The following is a 17412-nucleotide window of genomic DNA, read 5'->3' on the forward strand; positions in this document are numbered from 1 at the left end:
AACCACCCCCCCCCCCCCCCGCCGGGCCTCCCCCGCCCGGGGGGGGCGCCCCCCCCCGGGGTTTTTTATCTGCGTGGGGGGGGGGGGGCCCCCGGGGGGGCCCCCCCCCCCCGCGCAACCTCTTGTTTCTATGCGGCCCGCACCTTCTGCTGCTTGACCCAGGCCTGGACCTCCGACACCTTGAACTGCAACTTGGCGTTCCTCCCGCACCCGAACTTGTAGGGCACGAGCCCGAGCCGTGGAGCGTCACGGTAGACCCAGGCCAGGGACATGTTCAGGTAGACCGCGGTCTCCTTGGCGCTCATGAACTGCTCCGACACTACTCTCCTCCTGCATGACCAAACCGAAGTTCGCGGAACACGAATATCGAGGGAGAGAGATGATTTAGCCGCGCCGTCACCCGGTGGTACAGGATGCCAAGAGACCCCATTCCGCGGGCGTTGTCAGCGACCTACCAATCCAACGGACTTCCGCACGTTCCTCCTATGCGGCGGGGGACCACTCCCGCGCGAGCGGCGAATCGCCGCAACCAGCACTCACCCTGGGCCTGACAACCGGCCCCTCGCCGGCTGCCGAAGGACGGTCACCACCGGGACGGGGCGGGCCGGAGAAGACGGTCACCCCGCCGCCCACCCCCGATAAGCGATCTTGCTCCAAGCCAGTTATTAAGCCCAGACCTGCGGAACCTGCCGAGAGCCCTCCCGTCGGCAGGAGAGCCCGGTGGACCCGCCCGGTCCCGGCGCTAGGGTGGCCCCATGGCGGACGTCCCGACGACAGCGGCACCCTCGATCGAGGCGCTGGACACCGTGGTCGGGCGCGCCTGCGAACAACCCACCGGCGCCTCCCGGGCGAAGCAACTGCGCTGGGTCGCCGGCGAACTGCGCACCGCCCTGGAACGGGACGCGATCCCGCCCACGGCTGCCAGCTCACTCACCGCACTCCTCGCGCCGGAAACCCTCGCCGCCTACCTCACCGCCGCCGAGCAGGGCCTCCTACGACGCAAACCCACTACACACCCGGACCGGGCCTCGCCCGCATCCATGCGCATCCGGGAGGACTGCCTGCGCATCCTCGGTACCCGGGCCGGCATCACCGTCACCCTCCCGGAGCGAGACCTGCCGCAGACCGCGCTCCGGCCCGTCGTCACCGCCCGCCCGCGCAGCATCCTCCTCGGCCACCTGGAACACACGACCCACCCCGGCCGCTCCGCATCCCGCAGCCGAATCCTCGCGATCATCGGCACCGTACTGGACACCGGCTGCCGGGCCGGCGAACTCTGCGCCCTGCGCACGGACGACGTCGACCTGCGCTCCGGAACCATCCGTCTCACCCGCCTCCCCCAGCACCGAAACCCGCACACCACACCCGCCACCGAGACGATCGCCCTGTCCGGCCCCACCCGGGCCGCGATACGCCACTGGCTCACCATCCGCGGCCACCTCGTTGTACGCGACACCACCAAGCACCCAGGTCCGGGCAACGAGACCACCGACGCCCTGTGGGTGAGCATCGCCCCCAGCGGGCACCCCCGCCCCGGCCTTCCCCTGCACTTCCGCGGCCTGGCCCGCGCCTACGCCCGCGCGACCCACAACCTCAACACCGACATGGCCGCAGAACCTGGCTGGCAACCCCTGCCCCGACGCATGGAACAACTACGCCGCGCCATCGAACTCGAACCAGCCGACCTCGACGATCCGACCGTCCTCCGCCGGCCCGTCACCCCCGGCTCAGGACCGGCGTAGCCGCTACACCCGTCCCGACCGGGCTGTACGGCCGAGTGGTGCGTCGGAGGTGACGGCCGGACCGTACTCGGCTCTCCTCCAGGAGCAGGTGGAGGCAGTGCGACCGACGCCCTTTGCAGGCCCGACAGGGCCCGCGCGCCGGTTTGCAAGCCCTCCCGGGCTAATCACGGCGCGCCTGCCGCGTGCCTTACCACCCAAGTCCACCCCGGTTGCACGCCCTCCTGGGCTGATCGCGGCGTGGTGTCGAGGACCCCTCAGGCGTGTTCGCATCGAGTGGGCGGTGCCCGTCCCAAAGTCGGCCTGAGAGCCCACGACGGCAGAGAGGATCACCATAAAGCCGTACTCCTGGGCTCCAAGTTGACCGTGATCCTCAGCAGCTTCTTGCGCTGAGGATCACGGTCAACCCGGGTCAGCCGATTCCATCAGCAGCGTCCAGAACCTGCCCGGCGGAGCAGTGCACATCTGCGTGGCAGCGCCAGCGTTTACGGAACCTGGCGCACATTGGGAGCAACCCCCCGCAAGCGCGGGGCCGACCGCCGGACTGGCTCTGACGATCACAGGGAGGTCGATACGTATGGCGCTCACACACTGGGGGTTCATCTACACGGCGGACGGCAGCGCGGCAGGTGGCGATGTCAGCGTCGTGGACACGGGTACGTGCCGCAGTGTGTTCGTCGGGGTGGAGAAGCCCGAGGAGGGCATCGAGGCCGCGCGCCGCCTGGTGGGCGAGGGCGTGCAGCTGATTGAACTGTGCGGGGGGTTCGGGCCGGTATGGGCCGGGCGTGTGATCGAGGCGATCAACGGCGCAGTTCCCGTGGGCGCGGTTGGCTACGGACCCGAAGCGGTCGATCAGGTGCACGCGATCTTCTCGTGACGGGTGCCGGCTCCTTCACTCCGACAGGGACCGGAGCCAGAGCCGAATGGCTGCGACGGTGACGGTGCCGTGAGAGATGTAGGCCCTCCTGTCGTATCTCGTCGCGACCGCCCGGGAGTTCTTGAGCGCGTTGATGGTGCGTTCCACTTCGTTCCTGCGCGTGTAGATCGTCGTGTCGAAGCCGGTGGGCCGGCCGCCCCTGCTGCCGCGGCGCTGGCGGTTGGCCCGCTGGTTCTTCGGTTCGGGGATGGTGTGCTTGATCTGGCGTCGGCGCAGGTAGCGGCGGTTCCACCGGGATGAATACGCCTTGTCGCCGCCGAGATGATCGGGCCGGGTCCGGGGGCGCCCACCGTCCGGGCGGGCGACACGGACACGCTCCATCACGGGAACGAGCTGCGGTGCGCCGCCCCACTGACCCGGCGTGATGAGGAAGGCGAGAGGCCGGCAACCCCCTCACCAAGCAGATGAATCTTGCAGGTCAGCCCGCCCCGGGAGCGTCCGAGCCCTCATCGGGGCGGTGCTGCCGGGGCGTCCGTCTTCCCGGAACCCGGGGTGGATTCTTGCGTGCTCCGGCAGCGTTCTGGTGAGCGCGGCAGGACGTTGAATCCACGCTCACCATCGACCAGTCGATTCAGCCGTCGCGTCCGCGTCGGCCAGGACGGCCTTGAAGATCCTGTCCCACATGCCGTCCGCAGACCAGCGCCTGTGCCGCTCGTACACAGTCTTCCACTTGCCGAAACCCGCAGGCTGATCCCGCCACGGCACCCCGGTGCGCTGTCGGAAGAGAATCCCGTTGATCACCCTGCGATGACTCTCCCAACGCCCGCCCCGCTGCCCGCACTTCGGCAGATGCCGCTTCAGCCGCAACCATTTCTCATTCGCGAGATCTCCCCACCCCATGGACATGCCAACGACTTGAACCCGGGACAGGTCACATGATCCGTCGGACGGGCCTCGGCGGCCTGCCGGTACAGGGCTTCGGCACGCTCCCGATCCCCGGCCCCCTCCCGCTTCTTGGCGAGACTGTGCAGAGCGTCCGGGAAGCCTGCATCGGCGACCAGCCGGGCCAGGTGCTCGGCGCCCTCCAAGTCCCCGCTCTCCTCCCGAACCTGGGCAAGCATGTACAGGGTGTGAGGGCCTGCGTCGGCGGCCAGCGGGGCCAGGTGCTCGGCGCCCTCCAGGTCCCCGGCCTCCTCGCGCCTCATCGCAAGGCGGTCCAGGACGTTGGGGTTGCCGATCTCGGCGGCTCGCCAGGCGAAGGTTTCGGCTCCTCTGAGGTCCCCGGTGTCCTCCCGCAGCTCGGCGAGGAGGTGGAGGGCATCGTGGCTGCCTGCGTCAGCGGCCTGCCGGTACAGCCTCTCGGTGCCCGTACGGTCCCCGGCCTCCTCCCGCGCCTGGGCCAGCTCGTACAACGCGCCAGGGTGGCCGGCTCCGGCGGCCTGCCGGACCAGACTATGCGCGCCTTCCCCGTCCCCGGCCCGCTCCCGCATGTCGGCCAGGTCGTTCAGGGCCTCGTGGTGGCCGGCGTCGAAAGCCCGCCGGTACAAGGCTTCGGCGCCGTCCCGGTCACCGGCCTCTTCCCGCACCCTGGCGAGGTCGTACAGGGCGTCGGGGTGCCCGGTGTCGGCGGCGCGGTGGAGGAGGTGATGGGCCCATTGGAGGCGGTGCCTGGCCCGGGCGGCGCGGGCGAGGCAGTGGACGTCGTCGGGGGCGGGGTGGGTGTGGGCGGCGTGCCAGAAGGACGCGGGCGGGCACAGGAGTCGGCGGGTTTCACGGCCGTGCTGTTCGAGGGAGTCGGCGAGCCTGAACACCGGCCCCACCGCCCCTGCTGCTGTCGTTGCTGCGGAAGTGTCGGGTGGGGTACCGGGCGGGCGGAGCCGGGGGCGGGGTGCGGCGCGGCGCAGGGGGGCTGGCGGCCGTGGACTGGGCGGGCGAGTTCGGCGAACGCCTGCGCGGCCCAGTCGTCGGTGAGCCCCTCGTGCTCGTGGTCGGTGAGGTAGTCGGCGGCGGCGTCGATGAGGAAGGCCTGCGGAAGGTGCAGGCCGGTACCGAGACGGCGTGCATCCTTCGCCGCCTGGAGTACGGCCCGCGCCGCGGGTGAGGCCTGCTCGAAGCGCACCAGCAACTCGGGCGCGCCGGCGAGGTCCTGCGTCACCCGCCCATCCGCACCGGCGCGCGTCAGTGCATCGGCGAGCAACTGGTCCCCCCGGCCTGCCAGGACGGCCGCGGCAGCAAGCGCGGCAGCGTCGAACACCTCTGCCACCGCGACCCGTCCGACCGCTGAGCAACGCCCGCACCCGGCTGTGCGGATCCGCACCATGCGGGGCGGGCAACGCTGCATACTCGCGCGCGTACTCCGGCCACAACGTCCCCGTTGTGTTCTTCGCGGTCCTGCAAGGGGGCCGCTGGCCTCCGGGCCCGGCATGGCTGTGTCCCCCTGTCGAAGGCATGACCTGGGGGGTGGTGTCACCGGGCCCGGAAGGTGCCGTCGGAGACGCTGATGAGAGGTCCGGCCACCATCCGGTCCGGCGCAATGCCGGACAGCTCCAGGGCGGCCGGTCTGTATAGCGTGGATGCGCGCGTACGACACCGATGCCGAGGCCGGCACCGTCAACACCCTGGGAAGGGCGCGATGTTCGACACCGTAGACGTGGGCGTGTTCCTCGGCCTGGACGTCGGCAAGAGTGCCCATCACGGCCACGGGCTCACCCCGGCCGCCCTTCTGTTCGAGCCACGACGACAACCTCCAGCCCCGTGCCGCCCACTGCAGTCGCAGAGGCAGCCCGGACCTCCACCCCACCACAGGACGGCTCTCGCGGACAGGGCCCATCGGCCCACCCGGCGGTCCACTCCCACACGACGCCGACACCATGCTCTTGTTCTGTGATCAGTCCGGGAGGCGGACGGCGAGTGCGGGCTTGATCCGGGCTGCGCTGCGGGCGGGGCCGAGGGCAGCCAGCAGGGAGGTGGCCAGGGTGGCACCGGCCAGGGTCGCGATGGAACCCCATTCGATCGGGAAGCCGCCTTCGAGGCCGGCGAAGGCCGAGCTCTTCAAGTACATCAGCCAGGTGGTGAGCACACCCAGCAGACTGCCGAGCAGAACGCCCTCGAGCGCGATGAACCCGCTCTCCCACAGGAACGATCGCTCGACGGTACGGGCCTGGCAGCCCAGCGCGCGCAGCACCCCGATGGTGCGCCTGCGCTCCCGGACCGCACGGACCATGACCACACCGAGCCCGGTGATACCGATCCCCAAGCCGAGCGCGAGGAAACCCTGCATCAGCCGGAAGAACGCCGTGTTGGCTGCGAACAGGCGGTGCACGTCGGAGGCGATCGGGGTGGCGACGAGACTTGCCGACAGATGAGAGCCCTGGAGACGCCCGGCCAGTTCCTCCGGCGAGGTGCCCTGGCCGGTGCGCACGAGGGCGCTCGCGGTCCGGGCCTGCGTGCCGAACTGCCCGGTGACACTCGCCGAGCCCTCCACCAGCGGGTAGACGGTGGCGCTGCTGCTGTTGGCGGGGTAGAACGCCAGGCCGCTGTTGAGGACTCCGGCGATGATCTTCTGTTCGCTGCGACCGCTCACGGGGTCGGTCAGGGTCAGGGCGTCACCGGGGGCGTAGAACTTGCCGGCGGGTCCACCGGTGTGGCCGAAGAAGTTGTCCACCACCACGTACTCGGGGTGCGTGGCGAGCGCGGTCCATACGGCGGGATCGTCCGGCAGGCCGGGCAGCCGGTCGCGGAAGGTGATGCCGGTGACCGCGCCGTCGGGAACGCCGATCACGGCCGTCTCCAGCGGTTTCGTGGTGCGGTGACCGGGGTCGGTGGACTGGCCGCGTGCGTTGAGCAGCGGGGTGACGCCGGTGACCTGTCCCGCATAGGCGGTGGAGCCGAGGTCGGCGAGCGGGTCGGCACCGGCTGCCTGGGGGTTGTAGTCGAGCCGCAGGGTGTAGCCGGCGGTGGCGTCGGCGACGGCACGATCGACGCTGGCGTTCATGACCCCGGAGATCTGTGTGAGCAGGACCAGGACGAGGGTGATCAGGGTGTACATCACCAGGGTCGATCCCGTACGGAAGCGCTTGGCCAGCGGATAGGCGGCGGCCAGCCGCGCGGCGAGGCCCTGCTGGGTGGGCCGGTCCATCAGGCGGCGCACCGGCCGTACCAGCGACCGCTGGTTCTCACTGACGAGGACGACGGCGGAGAACGCTGCGAGGCTGCCGAGGATGACGTACACCGCCATCGACGGGGAGTCGAACACGCGGGGCCGCACGACGCTGGCGGCCAGCGTCCACAGCAGGACGAACCCGGCCGCGAGGCTGTCCGCCGCCCTGCGCGGCATCACCCGGCGCGCGGCGGGCACGGCGAGGACGACCGCGAGGGCCGGAAGCAGGTAGGTCTGCTCGGCCTGGCTGCGGGCGATCGCGGGAACGGCGGCCACCACGCAGAGCGCGCTGAGCGCCGTGGAGACGGCCAGCAGCCTGCGGCGCGTCCGGCGCCCGGTGTCGGCGGGGAGGTCACGAACGGCGGCGATGATGTTGAAGCGGCTGATTCGGAAGCTGGTGGCCGCGATCGCGGCCAGCGCGATCACCAGGCCGAGGGCGGCGCCGTTGAGCAGGCTGGTGGGGGTGGCCGCGAAGGTGATGTCCAGGCCGCTGCCGTCCGCTGACCAGCTCTTGAAGATCTGGGCCGCGACCACGGCCACGCCCCAGCCGACGCCGAGGCCGATCGCCACTCCGGGCAGCGTCGCGGCCAGCGCGTACACCGCACCTTCCAAGGAGAAGGAGCCGACCAGCCGGGAGCGCTTGAGGCCGACCGCGCGGAGCATGCCCAGTTGTGCCTTCCGCTCCTCGGCGAGCATCACGAAGATGTTCACCAGCAGCAGCGCCCCAGCGATGATGCTGAAGCTGCCGATCATCAGGAACAGCGCACCGAGCGCGTCCCCGGTCTCCCGGGCCTGCTGGAGCACGGTGCGCTTGGGAGTGTCGACGGCGGCGGGGGCGTTGTCCGGGCCGAGCGCGCTGCGGATCTTCGCGGTGACGGTGTCGGTGAGCTTCTCGCCTGTCTCGACGCCGCCGCGGTTGGACACCATGGTCACCGTACGGGCCTGGCCACCGGCCGCGTCGAGCGCGCCCGGGGGAAGGAAGACGTTGCGGTTGACCCGGCCCCCGAGGCCCGTGCCGGCGAGGCCCTCCTGCGGGACGACCCGGGCCACGGTGTAGTCGACCGGATGGCCGTAGAGGTACACGGTGATGAGTTGGCCGGCGCCGACCCGGAGCGAGTGGGCGAGCGGTTCGTTGACCACGACCTGCCCGGGCGGGGGCACCGGACCGCTCAGTCCGGAATCGCCGCCGGCCGCGCCGAAGCGAGCGGCCGCGTCCATGTCCATCTGCCAGGCCAGCACCCGCGGTTCGGCGACCGGATGGGCATTGTGGGTGTTGACAGCGGCTGCCTGGGCGACTTGGGCGGTCAGCACCCCGTCGACGTCGGGATCTGCGGCGAGCGGCTGGAGGCGGGAGGCCAGGTCGCGACCGCCGGTGTCGGTGCTGACGATCCGCTCGTCGACCGGGCCGAGTGTGCGGTACGCCTCCTGGCGGACCGAGAAGTTCAAGGTGTCACCGACGACGAGAGCGCCGACGATGATCGCGGTGCCGAGTACGGAGCCGCCGATCACGAGGGCTGCCTCGGCACGCCGCCGCGCGACCTGGCGCAGCGCGAGGCGCCGAACGACCGGTTGCCGGGCAGCGACGAGCAGCAGCGTCAACAGGGCGATGCCCAGGATGCCGAGAAGCGGGAGAAGGAGGCCGGGGTACATCGGTCAGCCCACCAGTTCGGCCCTGGGTGCGCCCCCGGCCGGAGGTCGGGGGCGGGTGTCGGAGACCAGGCGGCCGTCACGCATCCGCACCAGGCGGGGCAGCCGGCGGCCGATCGCCTCGTCGTGGGTGACCAGCACGATGGTCTGGCCCTCGTCGCGGTTGAGCGCGGTCAGCAGGTCCATCACCTGGCCGGCCATGGCGCTGTCGAGGTTGCCGGTGGGCTCGTCCGCCCAGACGACGGCAGGCCGGGCGACCAGCGCCCTGGCGATGGTGACGCGCTGCTGCTCGCCACCGGACAGCTCGCTGGGACGGTGCCCCACCCGGTGCCCGAGTCCGACCCGCTCCAGCATCGCGGTGGCACGGGCGCGGGCCTCGCGCGGTGGCGTGCCGGTGAGCAGCAGCGGGAGTTCGACGTTCTCGACGGCGGTGAAGACCGGGATCAGGTTGAAGGCCTGGAAGACGAAGCCCATCGCGTGGGCCCGGTGCTCGGTGCGTGCGGCGTCCGACATGGCGAACAGGTCGCGGCCGTCCACCTCGACACGGCCGGCATCGATGTCGTCCAGGCCGGAGAGGCAGTTGAGGAGGGTGGTCTTGCCGGAGCCCGAGGGGCCCATCACCCCGACCAGCTCGCCCGGCTGCACCGTCAGGTCGAGGTCACGCAACGCCGTCACCTCGACGGATCCGGTCCGGTAGACCTTGCGGACTCCGGTGGCGGCCAGCAGCGGGTGCTGTCGGTCCTGCGTCCGGCTGTCCATGGCCGCCTCCTCGCGAACGGCGCGATGTCCCGATCTCCAGCCTCGCAGAAGGCTTCGGATCCTCCCAGGACCGATCGGCCCCTTCTGCGGGGGCCGGACGGGCGCTTCTCGCCGATGTCGCCTATGACCCGGGGCCTGGGCCCCAGGCGGGCTGCCACTGGGCCTGTATGGGTGGGGCGCCCGGTACGGAGACCCCCAGCGGGGGCCACTCACGATCGCTTCGCATGTCCGCCGCATGAGAGCTGCGCAGAGCGCACCGGCAGTCACCCTTCGCGGGTGGACGTCGCCGTCCTCGCGCTGTGCGCCCGGTCGGTGGCGGACACGACGCCGTCCACCGGCCGGCAGAGGCGGAGCACGATCGGTCCGATCGGCACGGCGGAGCACGGGGTCCGCAGGGTGCTGATGCTGGCGCGGGCGACCGGAGCGCCGCTGTTCAGCTCGGACGAGGCCGGTCCGGTACCGGCCTTCGCGGGCCAGGCAGCGATCGCCATGGAACTCGCCGAACGGCGCCGCGACGCCGAGCAGATCACCCTGCTGCAGGAACGCGACCGGATCGCCCGGGACCTCCACGACCTGGCCATCCAGCGGCTCTTCGCCACCGGGATGACCCTCCAGGGCGCAACCCGCTTCATCGACCACCCGGAAGCGAACGACCGGGTCCTGCGGGCCATCGACGACCTCGATGACACCGCCAGAACCATCCGGGCGACCATCTTCGGCCTGCGCCTGCGTGAAAGCGGCCCGACGACCACCGGCCTGCGCACCCGGGTGATCGACGCGATCGAACGGTTCTCCCGGAACTCGCGGCCCGGGCCGCCTCCTTCGGCGGCACGTTCACCACCGGCAACCGGCCCGAGGGCGGCACCCCACTGGAGTGGCGCGTCCCGCTGCCCGAACCCTAGTCGACGCAGGTTCGGCGGCCGAGCGGGCTGCCACGCTTCAGGCCGGCAGTGGGCTCGGCCCGGACCAAGGATCGGGTCCTGACGTTCCTCGGCTCCAACCGGTTCGAAGTCCTCCTCGATAGGCAAGGCCCGCGCGGCGGGAGAAGGAGCGCGGACACCCTTGGCCGCCGGGGCGGGGCGCGGCGGACGATGGAGTGAGTGGCAGGTCCCGATCCCGGGTCTGCCGTCCCGGCACGGCCACCGGAACCGGGCCGAGGAGACTGCGGGGAAGGAGCCGATGATGTCCACAGACGCTGACGGCATGGTCCGCACGCCGGCGTGGGTGGTGGAGCACCCGGGCCCGATCGCGTCGGCTCCGCTACGACGCGTGGAGCGAACAGTCCCGGAGCCCGGCCGTTGGGAGCTGCTGGTCGAGGTAGCGGCCTGTGGCGTGTGCCGGACGGACCTCCACCTCGCCGAGGGCGACCTCCCACCGCGCACGCCGCAGTGCACTCCCGGCCACGAGGCCGTGGGCCGCGTCGTCCGGTGCGGCCCGGACGTTCAGGGCTTCTCCCCCGGTGACCGGGTGGGCGTCCCGTGGCTGGCGGGTACCTGCGGCGGGTGCCGGTACTGCCGGGCCGGACGCGAGAACCTCTGCCCGAAGTCCCGGTACACGGGGTGGGACGTCCACGGCGGCTACGCCCGGTACACGGTGGCGGACGCGCGCTTTGCCTACCACCTGCCGGAGGGGCCGCCCGACGAGGACCTGGCACCGCTCCTGTGCGCCGGGATCATCGGCTACCGGGCCCTGGAGCGGGCCGAACTGCCTCCCGGCGGCCGGCTCGGAATCTACGGCTTCGGCGCCTCCGCCCACCTGACCGCACAGCTCGCCCTCGCCCGAGGCGCGACCGTGCACGTCCTGACGCGGGCCGAGGAAGCCCGTCGGCTGGCGCTGGAGCTGGGCGCCGCCTCGGCGAGGCGGGCCTACGAGGCCCCGCCGGAGCCGCTCGACGCGGCGATCCTCTTCGCTCCGGTCGGTGGCCTGGTACCGGTGGCCATGTCCGCCCTCGACCGGGGTGGCACGCTGGCGGTGGCCGGCATCCACCTCACCGACATCCCCGCGCTCGAGTACCAGCGCCACCTCTTCCAGGAGCGGACCCTGCGCAGCGTCACCGCGAACACCCGCGAGGACGGCCGCGCCTACCTGGCCGAGACCGCACTGAACCCTCCGACCGTCCACGTCCAGCGCTACGCGGCGGACCGGGCCGATCAGGCACTGGCCGACCTGGCAGCCGACCGGATCACCGGCGTCGCCGTCCTGTGCGCGGACTGACACCGCGCACGGGGGAATCCGGGTGCCTCCCAGTGGCGGGAGGTACCTCGGGAGCGACCCCGTCACGGTCCTTCCCCGGCCTGCGGTCAGGGCTACGCTCCCCTCGTCCGTACAGGCAGCAGCCGACGGCGGGCAGCGGGCGCCTTCACCCGGTCCCGTAGCCGCCCCCGCCGGGAGTCTCGATCACCAGGACGTCTCCTGTCGCAAGGTCGACGCGGTCGCAGCCCATCGAGCCCGGGGTGAGCCCGCCGATCTCGGCATGGTGCCCGCGAGACGCGACGAAGAAGAGGATCCGCCGGCCGTCAGTGTCGAACACCGGTGTCACCACCGTGATGTCGGGCAGGTGGGTACCGCCGTGGTACGGAGGCGTCACCGGGCTTCAACAGGTCCCCCCGGCGGCGAATCACGGCGATCGCGTCCGGGGGGGTGCCCAAGGCGGTCCCATTCCGGCGGACACCGGGTCGGGTCAGTGCGGGTGGCGGTGGGGCCCTTCGGGCTCGTCGGCGTGCGCCGCCAGGACGGCGGCCTGCAGGCGGCGCTCCACGCCGAGTTTCGCGAGCAGCCGCGAGACGTGGTTCTTCACCGTCTTCTCCGCGAGGTACAGCTCCTGCCCGATCTGTCGGTTGGTCATCCCCTCGCCGATCAGGGAGAGGATCTCCCGCTCGCGCGGGGTCAACTGGCCCAGGACTGCGTCGACGGGACTCTCCTCGTGGTGGCGAAGGCTCTCCATGACCTTGCGGGTGGTCGCGGGATCGAGCATGGACTGGCCTGCGGCCACCATCCGCACGGCGTTGACCAGATCGGCGCCTTTGACCTGCTTCAGCACGTATCCGGCGGCGCCTGCCATGATGGCGTCGAGCAGCGCGTCGTCGTCGTCGAACGACGTCAGCATCAAGCAGGCCAGTTCGGGCATCCGGTCTCGCAGCTCCCGGCAGACGGTGACCCCGTCGCCGTCCGGCAGCCGCACGTCGAGGACCGCGACGTCCGGGCGCAGCGCCGGGACACGGGCCAGCGCCTGCGCGCAGGTCGCCGCCTCGCCGACGACCTCGATGTCGGGCTCGGTGCCCAGGAGGTCGCACACGCCGCGCCGGACCACCTCGTGGTCGTCCAACAGGAACACCCGCACGGGCCGCTCCACCGCTCCAGTCTCAGTCGTGTCCATGACCACTCCCTCTGTGACCGCGCCGGCCATGCCACGATTCTCCGTGCACGGCGCCGGGCCCGCAGCAGTAGGTGCTCCGGGCCCGGGCGTCCGCCGCGGTGGTCAAGCGGGTTCTCTGAGCCGGACCTCGACACCGACGACGCCGGGGACCGAACCGACCAGCCGCTCCAGTACGGGCACCGAAACCTCGTCAGGGAGACTGCCGGCAAGTGTGATCCGGCCGTCCTCCGCCCGGACGTCGAGTTCGACAGGCCCGCCGGGTCCAATGGTGGCGGTGAGGTCGAACCGGACGCGGTCGGCGAGCTCCCGGTCGTCGCCGAGGTAGACCTTCAACAGGTCGCCGCGACTGACGACACCGACCAGGAAGTCCTCCTCGTCGACCACCGGCAGCCGCTTCAGATGCCCGCGGGCCATCGCCCGGGCGGCTTCGTTGAGCGGGCTCTGCGGATGGACGGTCACGGCCGGTACGGACATCATCCGACCGGCGGTCAGGGAGTCGGCCCGTTCTCCGTCCCGGTCCCGGGCTTCGAGCAGGTCGGCCTCGGACACCACACCGATTACCCTGCCGTCACCGGTCAGCACCGGGACCGCACTGACCTGCCAGCGTTGCAGGGTCTCGGCGACCTCGCGGAAGTCCGCGTCGCGTCCGACGGCGACCACCGCACGGGTCATGACGTCGCCGACGACGTCCGCTGTGTGCACCATCGTCTCCTCCTCGGAGGTCGTCGGGCTATTGGCCGGCCCGGTAGGCGTGAGGGTGTTCGACATGGGGACTGGTGTCGTCCTCGGTCCAGTCGAGGGTGTGGTGAACGGCGACCACGCCGTCCACCGCCCGGCACAGCCGCTCGGTGATCGGGATCAGGCTGCGCCGGGGCAGTCGGCCGGTCAGGGTGACCACGCCGTCGTGGACGGCGACCCGGACGGCGCCCGGTGCGAGCCAGAGCGTCTGCCCGAGCACGTCGTGGTTGATCTCCTCGCGGATGGCCGCGTCGTGCCGTAGGAAGACCTGGATCAGGTCACGGCGGCTCACGATGCCGACCAGGCGTCCGATCTCGTCCACCACGGGGAGACGCTTCACCCTGTGCCTGTCCATCACGCGGGCGGCCTCGGGCACCGACCAGCCCGCGCGGGCGGTGACGGCGGGGCTGGTCATCAGCCCGCCGGCGGTCTCGGCCTCGGCCCGGGCCCGGTCCTTCGCGTCCAGCCAGCGGCCCGGGGAGCGGCCCTCCGGGTCCGGGAGCACGGCTTCCTTGCGGATCAGATCGGCTTCCGAGACCAGGCCGAGCGGTCGGCCCTGGCCGTCGAGGACCGGTATCGCGGTGATGTCATTGCGGTGGAACAGGGCCGCGACCTCCTTGAAGGGCGTGTCGGGCCGGGCGGTGACCACCTCACGGGTCATGACGTCGTTGACGCTGCGGTGCTGCATCGTCCTCACTCCTCCTCGGAGGGCTCCGTTCGAAGGGTCCCGCTTCCACTGTCCGCCTGGCTCCCGGGTCACAACAGGGCCGGACGGCCCCGCCCCTAGGGCCGGTTCGTCCCGGGACAGCCAGACCGGCCGACGGGAGAAGGGGGGCAGCCCAAGCCCTCCCGGAGGTAGCCATGACGACGGACCCCGGCGGTGCTCGGCCCCGACCGCGGCCGGGCGGTGATCCTGACCCATGCCCACCTTGACCACTACGGCTACCTGCCCCGTCTGGTCCGCGACGGCTTCCGCGGGCCGGTACTCGCCACTCCGGACACCGCGCGGATCGCCGAGCTGATCCTCCGGGACAGCGCCCACCTGCTGCGCGAGGAGGCGGACCACGCAAACACCTACGGATGGTCCAAAGCGCCGGCCCGCCGAAACTGCTCTACGACGACAAGGACGTCGAGAACGCCTTGCGCATGCTCGACCCGATCCCCCTGGGCGGCGACACGGAGGTCACGGCGGGAATCCGGCTCCGGCTGCACCGCGCCGGGCACATACTCGGCTCCGTGTGGGTCCACTTGACCCTGGAGGACGGCCACGCCCTCGCCGCGAGCGGCGACCTCGGCCGACCCGTCCATCCGCTGCTGCGCCCGCCGGACCCGTTCACCGGCGCCGATGTCCTGCTGGTGGAGTCCACCCACGGCCGCCGGCACCACGACGAGACCGCGGCGCACGCGTGGTTCGCCCGGGCACTGGAACGCACCTTCGCCCGTGGGGGCACCGTCGTGATCCCCTCCTTCGAGCACGCTTTGCTCGTCGTCCTCGGCTTGCGCCGACCGAGCCTGTTGGAGGAGATCCTGAGCGTCCACGCGGTGGCCGTGCCGGTCAGCGCGCAGGCGCACTGCCCGGTGGTCGTCGTCCGCGGGTCTGACCACGTCACCCAAGGATCCGCGTACCTCATGGTCGGGGATGGATGGCAGCGCGACGGCCGACTCCGCCGTGCACGTCGCGTTCGACCTCGCCGCCGAACGCCGGCCCGCGCTGCGCGCGATCTGCGTCCGGCCGCACCGCCCGGTCTTGCACATCGGCGGTGCTGCCACCGACCAGGCCCTCCGACGGATGCTCGACGAGGCCACCGCCGACCGACGCGACAGCCACCCCGACGTGGTCCTCACTCACAGGGTCCTCGATCGACACCCGGTCGAGGAGCTCGCCAGGGCCGCCGAGCACGCCCTCACAGTTCACCGGCATGCGGCCCGGCTCCGTCCCCCAAGGCCCGTTGCACCGCGCTCACTGCCCCGTGGTGACAGCGCCCGCGTCCCTGCGCTGGGCAGGACCACGGCACCTGCGCTACCGAACCGTCTCGCCGTGCCGAAAGCCGCTGCCCGTTCCAGGATGGATGGTGGAAACCGCACGGACCCACGTGGTGAGGAGCACGCCCATGACCGCGAGCAGCCCGTCCGGACCCGTTCGCACCAAGCGTTGGAACCTGCGCCTGGACCTCTTCGAAGAAGGCGACACCACCAAGGTCCACGCCGTACTGGACACCGGCGACACCACCCTGGAGACCCGCACGGCGGCCAACCGCAGCCCGAACGACCCGCCCGTCCCGGAGATCGGTGACGAGTACGCGGCCGGTCGCGCCCTCGTCGAACTCGGGCACCAGCTGCTGCGCGCCGGGATTGCCGACGCGACGGCGAACCACAGGTCCGGGCCGGTATGACGGCACCCGACCGGGCCCGGGGCCGGGCCCGGTCCCTGGTCCGCCGTACGTGAGCCCCTTCGCGCCGCCGCCCGCATCCGCGCCCACGGCTGACCGACCGTCCCTTCCGACAGGCCGACCGACCCCACGCCGGAGAACACCATGAACGGACCGATCGTCGCAGGCTTCGACGGTTCACCGGAGAGCACCGCCGCGGCCGGCTGGGCGGCCCGGGAAGCCCTGCTTCGTAAGCTGCCTCTGGAACTCGTCCAGGCGTGGCCCTGGCCGGACACCGATGTGCTCGGCACCGACGAGGCGGTGGCCTGGAGCCGGGAGCAGCTGGCCGCCGCGGAGACGGATCTGCGGCGGGTCCTCGCCGCCGGTGGGGACGTCATGTCGGCGCACGTCCGAGACAGCCCGGTCGAGGCACTCGTGGCGGCCTCCGGCACGGCGAGCATGCTTGTTCTCGGCTCGCGGGGGCTCGGCACGCTGCAGGGTTTCCTCGTCGGTTCGGTGAGCCAGGAGGTGCTTCGACGCGCGGCCTGCCCGACGATCCTCGTCCGCGCGGGCTCCGAGCCCGATACGGGCGGCGCCGTCGTCCTCGGGCTGGACCTGCGGCATGCGTGCGACGAGGTGATCGGATTCGCCTTCGAGGCTGCCCGCCTGCGCGGGGTGCCGCTGCGGGTCGTCCACGTCTGGGCGCCACCGGCCGGCAGCGAGTACATGGCCTTCGCCGCGATCGGCAGTATGGACGCGGAACTGTCTGCCGTCGAGCAGCGGCAGCTCGCCGACACCCTGGGCCCGTGGCGTTCCCGGCATCCCGAGGTGGCCGTGACCGCGGAAACGGTACGCGGCCATGCGACCGTCGTCCTCGTGGAGGAGGCGGCGGCGGCCGGACTCGTCGTGGTCGGCCGGCGCACCCGCCGCGCCCCGGTCGGCACCCATCTGGGCCCGGTGACGCACGCCGCGATCCACCACGTCCGGTGCCCGGTGGCGGTCGTCCCCTACGGCTGAGCCGGTCGCCGTCGCGCCCCGATCGGCGGTTCCGCTTACGGACGAGGGGATTCCGCGGGCGTGGTTCCCTCCGCCCCGCTCCCGCGTGGGGCGCGTCGGTCCCGCGCTACGCAACCGGCGGTACTGCGGCCCGTGGGCGGTCGTCTCCGGACGGGCCGGCCGCGGCCGCGTTTGGGCCGTCCGACCCTGTCCTGGACCGCGAACGGCGGAAGACTGGGAGTACGGCACGTCGGCCCGCCGCCGAGGGAGGCCACCGCGAGCGAGCACGAGCATTTCAAGGCCGGCTCCATGCCCCGCCGGGCCGCGACCTCGAAAGCGCCGCCGAGCGCATTGAGCTGTTGGAAGCCCAGGTCCAGGCCCTCGGCCAGGCGATCCGTGCCCTCATCCAGGGAATGAGATCCCCGACCAGGAGCCCGACCCCGCGCAATCCTCCCGCGCCGCCCGCCTGGCCCACGAGTTGCTCCTCTCGCACCGCCTCTGACGGATCGGACGAACGGGAGACTGCCGGAACATTGGGACGGACCCCTCCGCGGCCCGCTGTACGAACGGCCGGGCCCTGTGCATGCGCCTACGTCGACACCTCACGCGGCCTCGCCGACCCCCGTCCGCGCCGTCGACCTGCGCCGACGCCACGTGGAAACCGAACTTGCCGCCCGGCGCGCCGAACATGACCACCACCGGCACCGTTGTTGGAACGGTCGGCACCGCCGACGACAGTAGGCCGCTCTGCG

13 protein-coding genes and 4 pseudogenes are annotated in these 17412 nt (G+C 71.9%); 7 read left to right on the forward strand and 10 right to left on the reverse strand.

What is annotated here, in order from left to right:
* Window positions 1-128: 128 nt before the first annotated feature.
* Entirely contained in the window at window positions 129-320 is a 192-nt protein-coding gene (locus ACWGB8_RS10225; RefSeq protein ID WP_452212128.1) for a helix-turn-helix transcriptional regulator, read from the reverse strand.
* A 435-nt stretch (window positions 321-755) separates the two neighbouring features.
* Here ACWGB8_RS10225 and ACWGB8_RS10230 point away from each other — a divergent pair, with 435 nt between their 5' ends.
* Together ACWGB8_RS10230 and ACWGB8_RS10235 are read left to right on the forward strand one after the other, a co-directional pair.
* Window positions 756-1742, forward strand: coding sequence for a site-specific integrase (locus ACWGB8_RS10230; RefSeq protein ID WP_452212130.1), 987 nt, complete (start codon window positions 756-758; stop codon window positions 1740-1742).
* A 574-nt stretch (window positions 1743-2316) separates the two neighbouring features.
* A complete protein-coding gene (locus tag ACWGB8_RS10235; protein WP_033220913.1) occupies window positions 2317-2616 on the forward strand; it encodes a DUF6506 family protein in 300 nt (99 codons plus the stop codon).
* A 15-nt stretch (window positions 2617-2631) separates the two neighbouring features.
* Here the strand turns inward: ACWGB8_RS10235 and ACWGB8_RS10240 are convergent.
* From ACWGB8_RS10240 to ACWGB8_RS10255, 4 genes and pseudogenes are all read right to left on the reverse strand, one after another.
* Window positions 2632-3516, reverse strand: a pseudogene (locus ACWGB8_RS10240) (IS5 family transposase).
* Window positions 3474-4427 carry a tetratricopeptide repeat protein gene (locus ACWGB8_RS10245; protein WP_452212132.1) on the reverse strand — a complete coding sequence of 318 codons (954 nt, stop codon included), beginning with the start codon at window positions 4425-4427 and terminating at the stop codon, window positions 3474-3476. Before ACWGB8_RS10245 ends, ACWGB8_RS10240 begins: the two are co-directional and overlap by 43 nt.
* 1076 nt (window positions 4428-5503) lie before the next feature.
* On the reverse strand, window positions 5504-8425 hold the full coding sequence (locus ACWGB8_RS10250) for an ABC transporter permease (RefSeq protein ID WP_452212134.1): 2922 nt from the start codon (window positions 8423-8425) through the stop codon (window positions 5504-5506).
* Between the two features lie 3 nt (window positions 8426-8428).
* Window positions 8429-9181 carry an ABC transporter ATP-binding protein gene (locus ACWGB8_RS10255; RefSeq protein ID WP_452212136.1) on the reverse strand — a complete coding sequence of 251 codons (753 nt, stop codon included), beginning with the start codon at window positions 9179-9181 and terminating at the stop codon, window positions 8429-8431.
* A gap of 363 nt (window positions 9182-9544) precedes the next feature.
* Here ACWGB8_RS10255 and ACWGB8_RS10260 point away from each other — a divergent pair.
* Both ACWGB8_RS10260 and ACWGB8_RS10265 read left to right on the forward strand, forming a co-directional pair.
* A pseudogene (locus tag ACWGB8_RS10260) lies at window positions 9545-9964 on the forward strand (histidine kinase); the annotation flags it as partial.
* 399 nt (window positions 9965-10363) lie between these two features.
* The gene (locus ACWGB8_RS10265; protein WP_452212138.1) at window positions 10364-11395 is read left to right on the forward strand and encodes a zinc-dependent alcohol dehydrogenase family protein; all 1032 of its coding nucleotides are present in this window, start codon (window positions 10364-10366) and stop codon (window positions 11393-11395) included.
* A gap of 226 nt (window positions 11396-11621) precedes the next feature.
* Here ACWGB8_RS10265 and ACWGB8_RS10270 read toward each other — a convergent pair.
* The 5 genes and pseudogenes from ACWGB8_RS10270 to ACWGB8_RS10290 all read right to left on the reverse strand — a co-directional run.
* Window positions 11622-11768, reverse strand: a pseudogene (locus ACWGB8_RS10270) (hydantoinase B/oxoprolinase family protein); the annotation flags it as partial.
* Between the two features lie 93 nt (window positions 11769-11861).
* Window positions 11862-12557 carry a response regulator gene (locus ACWGB8_RS10275; RefSeq protein ID WP_452212140.1) on the reverse strand — a complete coding sequence of 232 codons (696 nt, stop codon included), beginning with the start codon at window positions 12555-12557 and terminating at the stop codon, window positions 11862-11864.
* Between the two features lie 102 nt (window positions 12558-12659).
* Window positions 12660-13262, reverse strand: coding sequence for a CBS domain-containing protein (locus tag ACWGB8_RS10280; protein ID WP_452212142.1), 603 nt, complete (start codon window positions 13260-13262; stop codon window positions 12660-12662).
* 25 nt (window positions 13263-13287) lie between these two features.
* Window positions 13288-13983, reverse strand: coding sequence for a CBS domain-containing protein (locus ACWGB8_RS10285; RefSeq protein ID WP_452212144.1), 696 nt, complete (start codon window positions 13981-13983; stop codon window positions 13288-13290).
* Between the two features lie 386 nt (window positions 13984-14369).
* Window positions 14370-14909 (reverse strand): hypothetical protein, encoded by a 540-nt coding sequence (locus tag ACWGB8_RS10290; protein ID WP_452212184.1) that lies wholly within the window; start codon window positions 14907-14909, stop codon window positions 14370-14372.
* Between the two features lie 25 nt (window positions 14910-14934).
* Here ACWGB8_RS10290 and ACWGB8_RS10295 point away from each other — a divergent pair.
* From ACWGB8_RS10295 to ACWGB8_RS10305, 3 genes and pseudogenes are all read left to right on the forward strand, one after another.
* A pseudogene (locus tag ACWGB8_RS10295) lies at window positions 14935-15132 on the forward strand (universal stress protein); the annotation flags it as partial.
* A gap of 274 nt (window positions 15133-15406) precedes the next feature.
* Window positions 15407-15688 carry a dsRBD fold-containing protein gene (locus tag ACWGB8_RS10300; protein ID WP_452212146.1) on the forward strand — a complete coding sequence of 94 codons (282 nt, stop codon included), beginning with the start codon at window positions 15407-15409 and terminating at the stop codon, window positions 15686-15688.
* Window positions 15689-15829: 141 nt separating this feature from the next.
* Window positions 15830-16681 (forward strand): universal stress protein, encoded by an 852-nt coding sequence (locus tag ACWGB8_RS10305; RefSeq protein WP_452212148.1) that lies wholly within the window; start codon window positions 15830-15832, stop codon window positions 16679-16681.
* Window positions 16682-17412 lie beyond the last annotated feature (731 nt).

The organism is Kitasatospora sp. NPDC054939 (genome assembly GCF_053610105.1).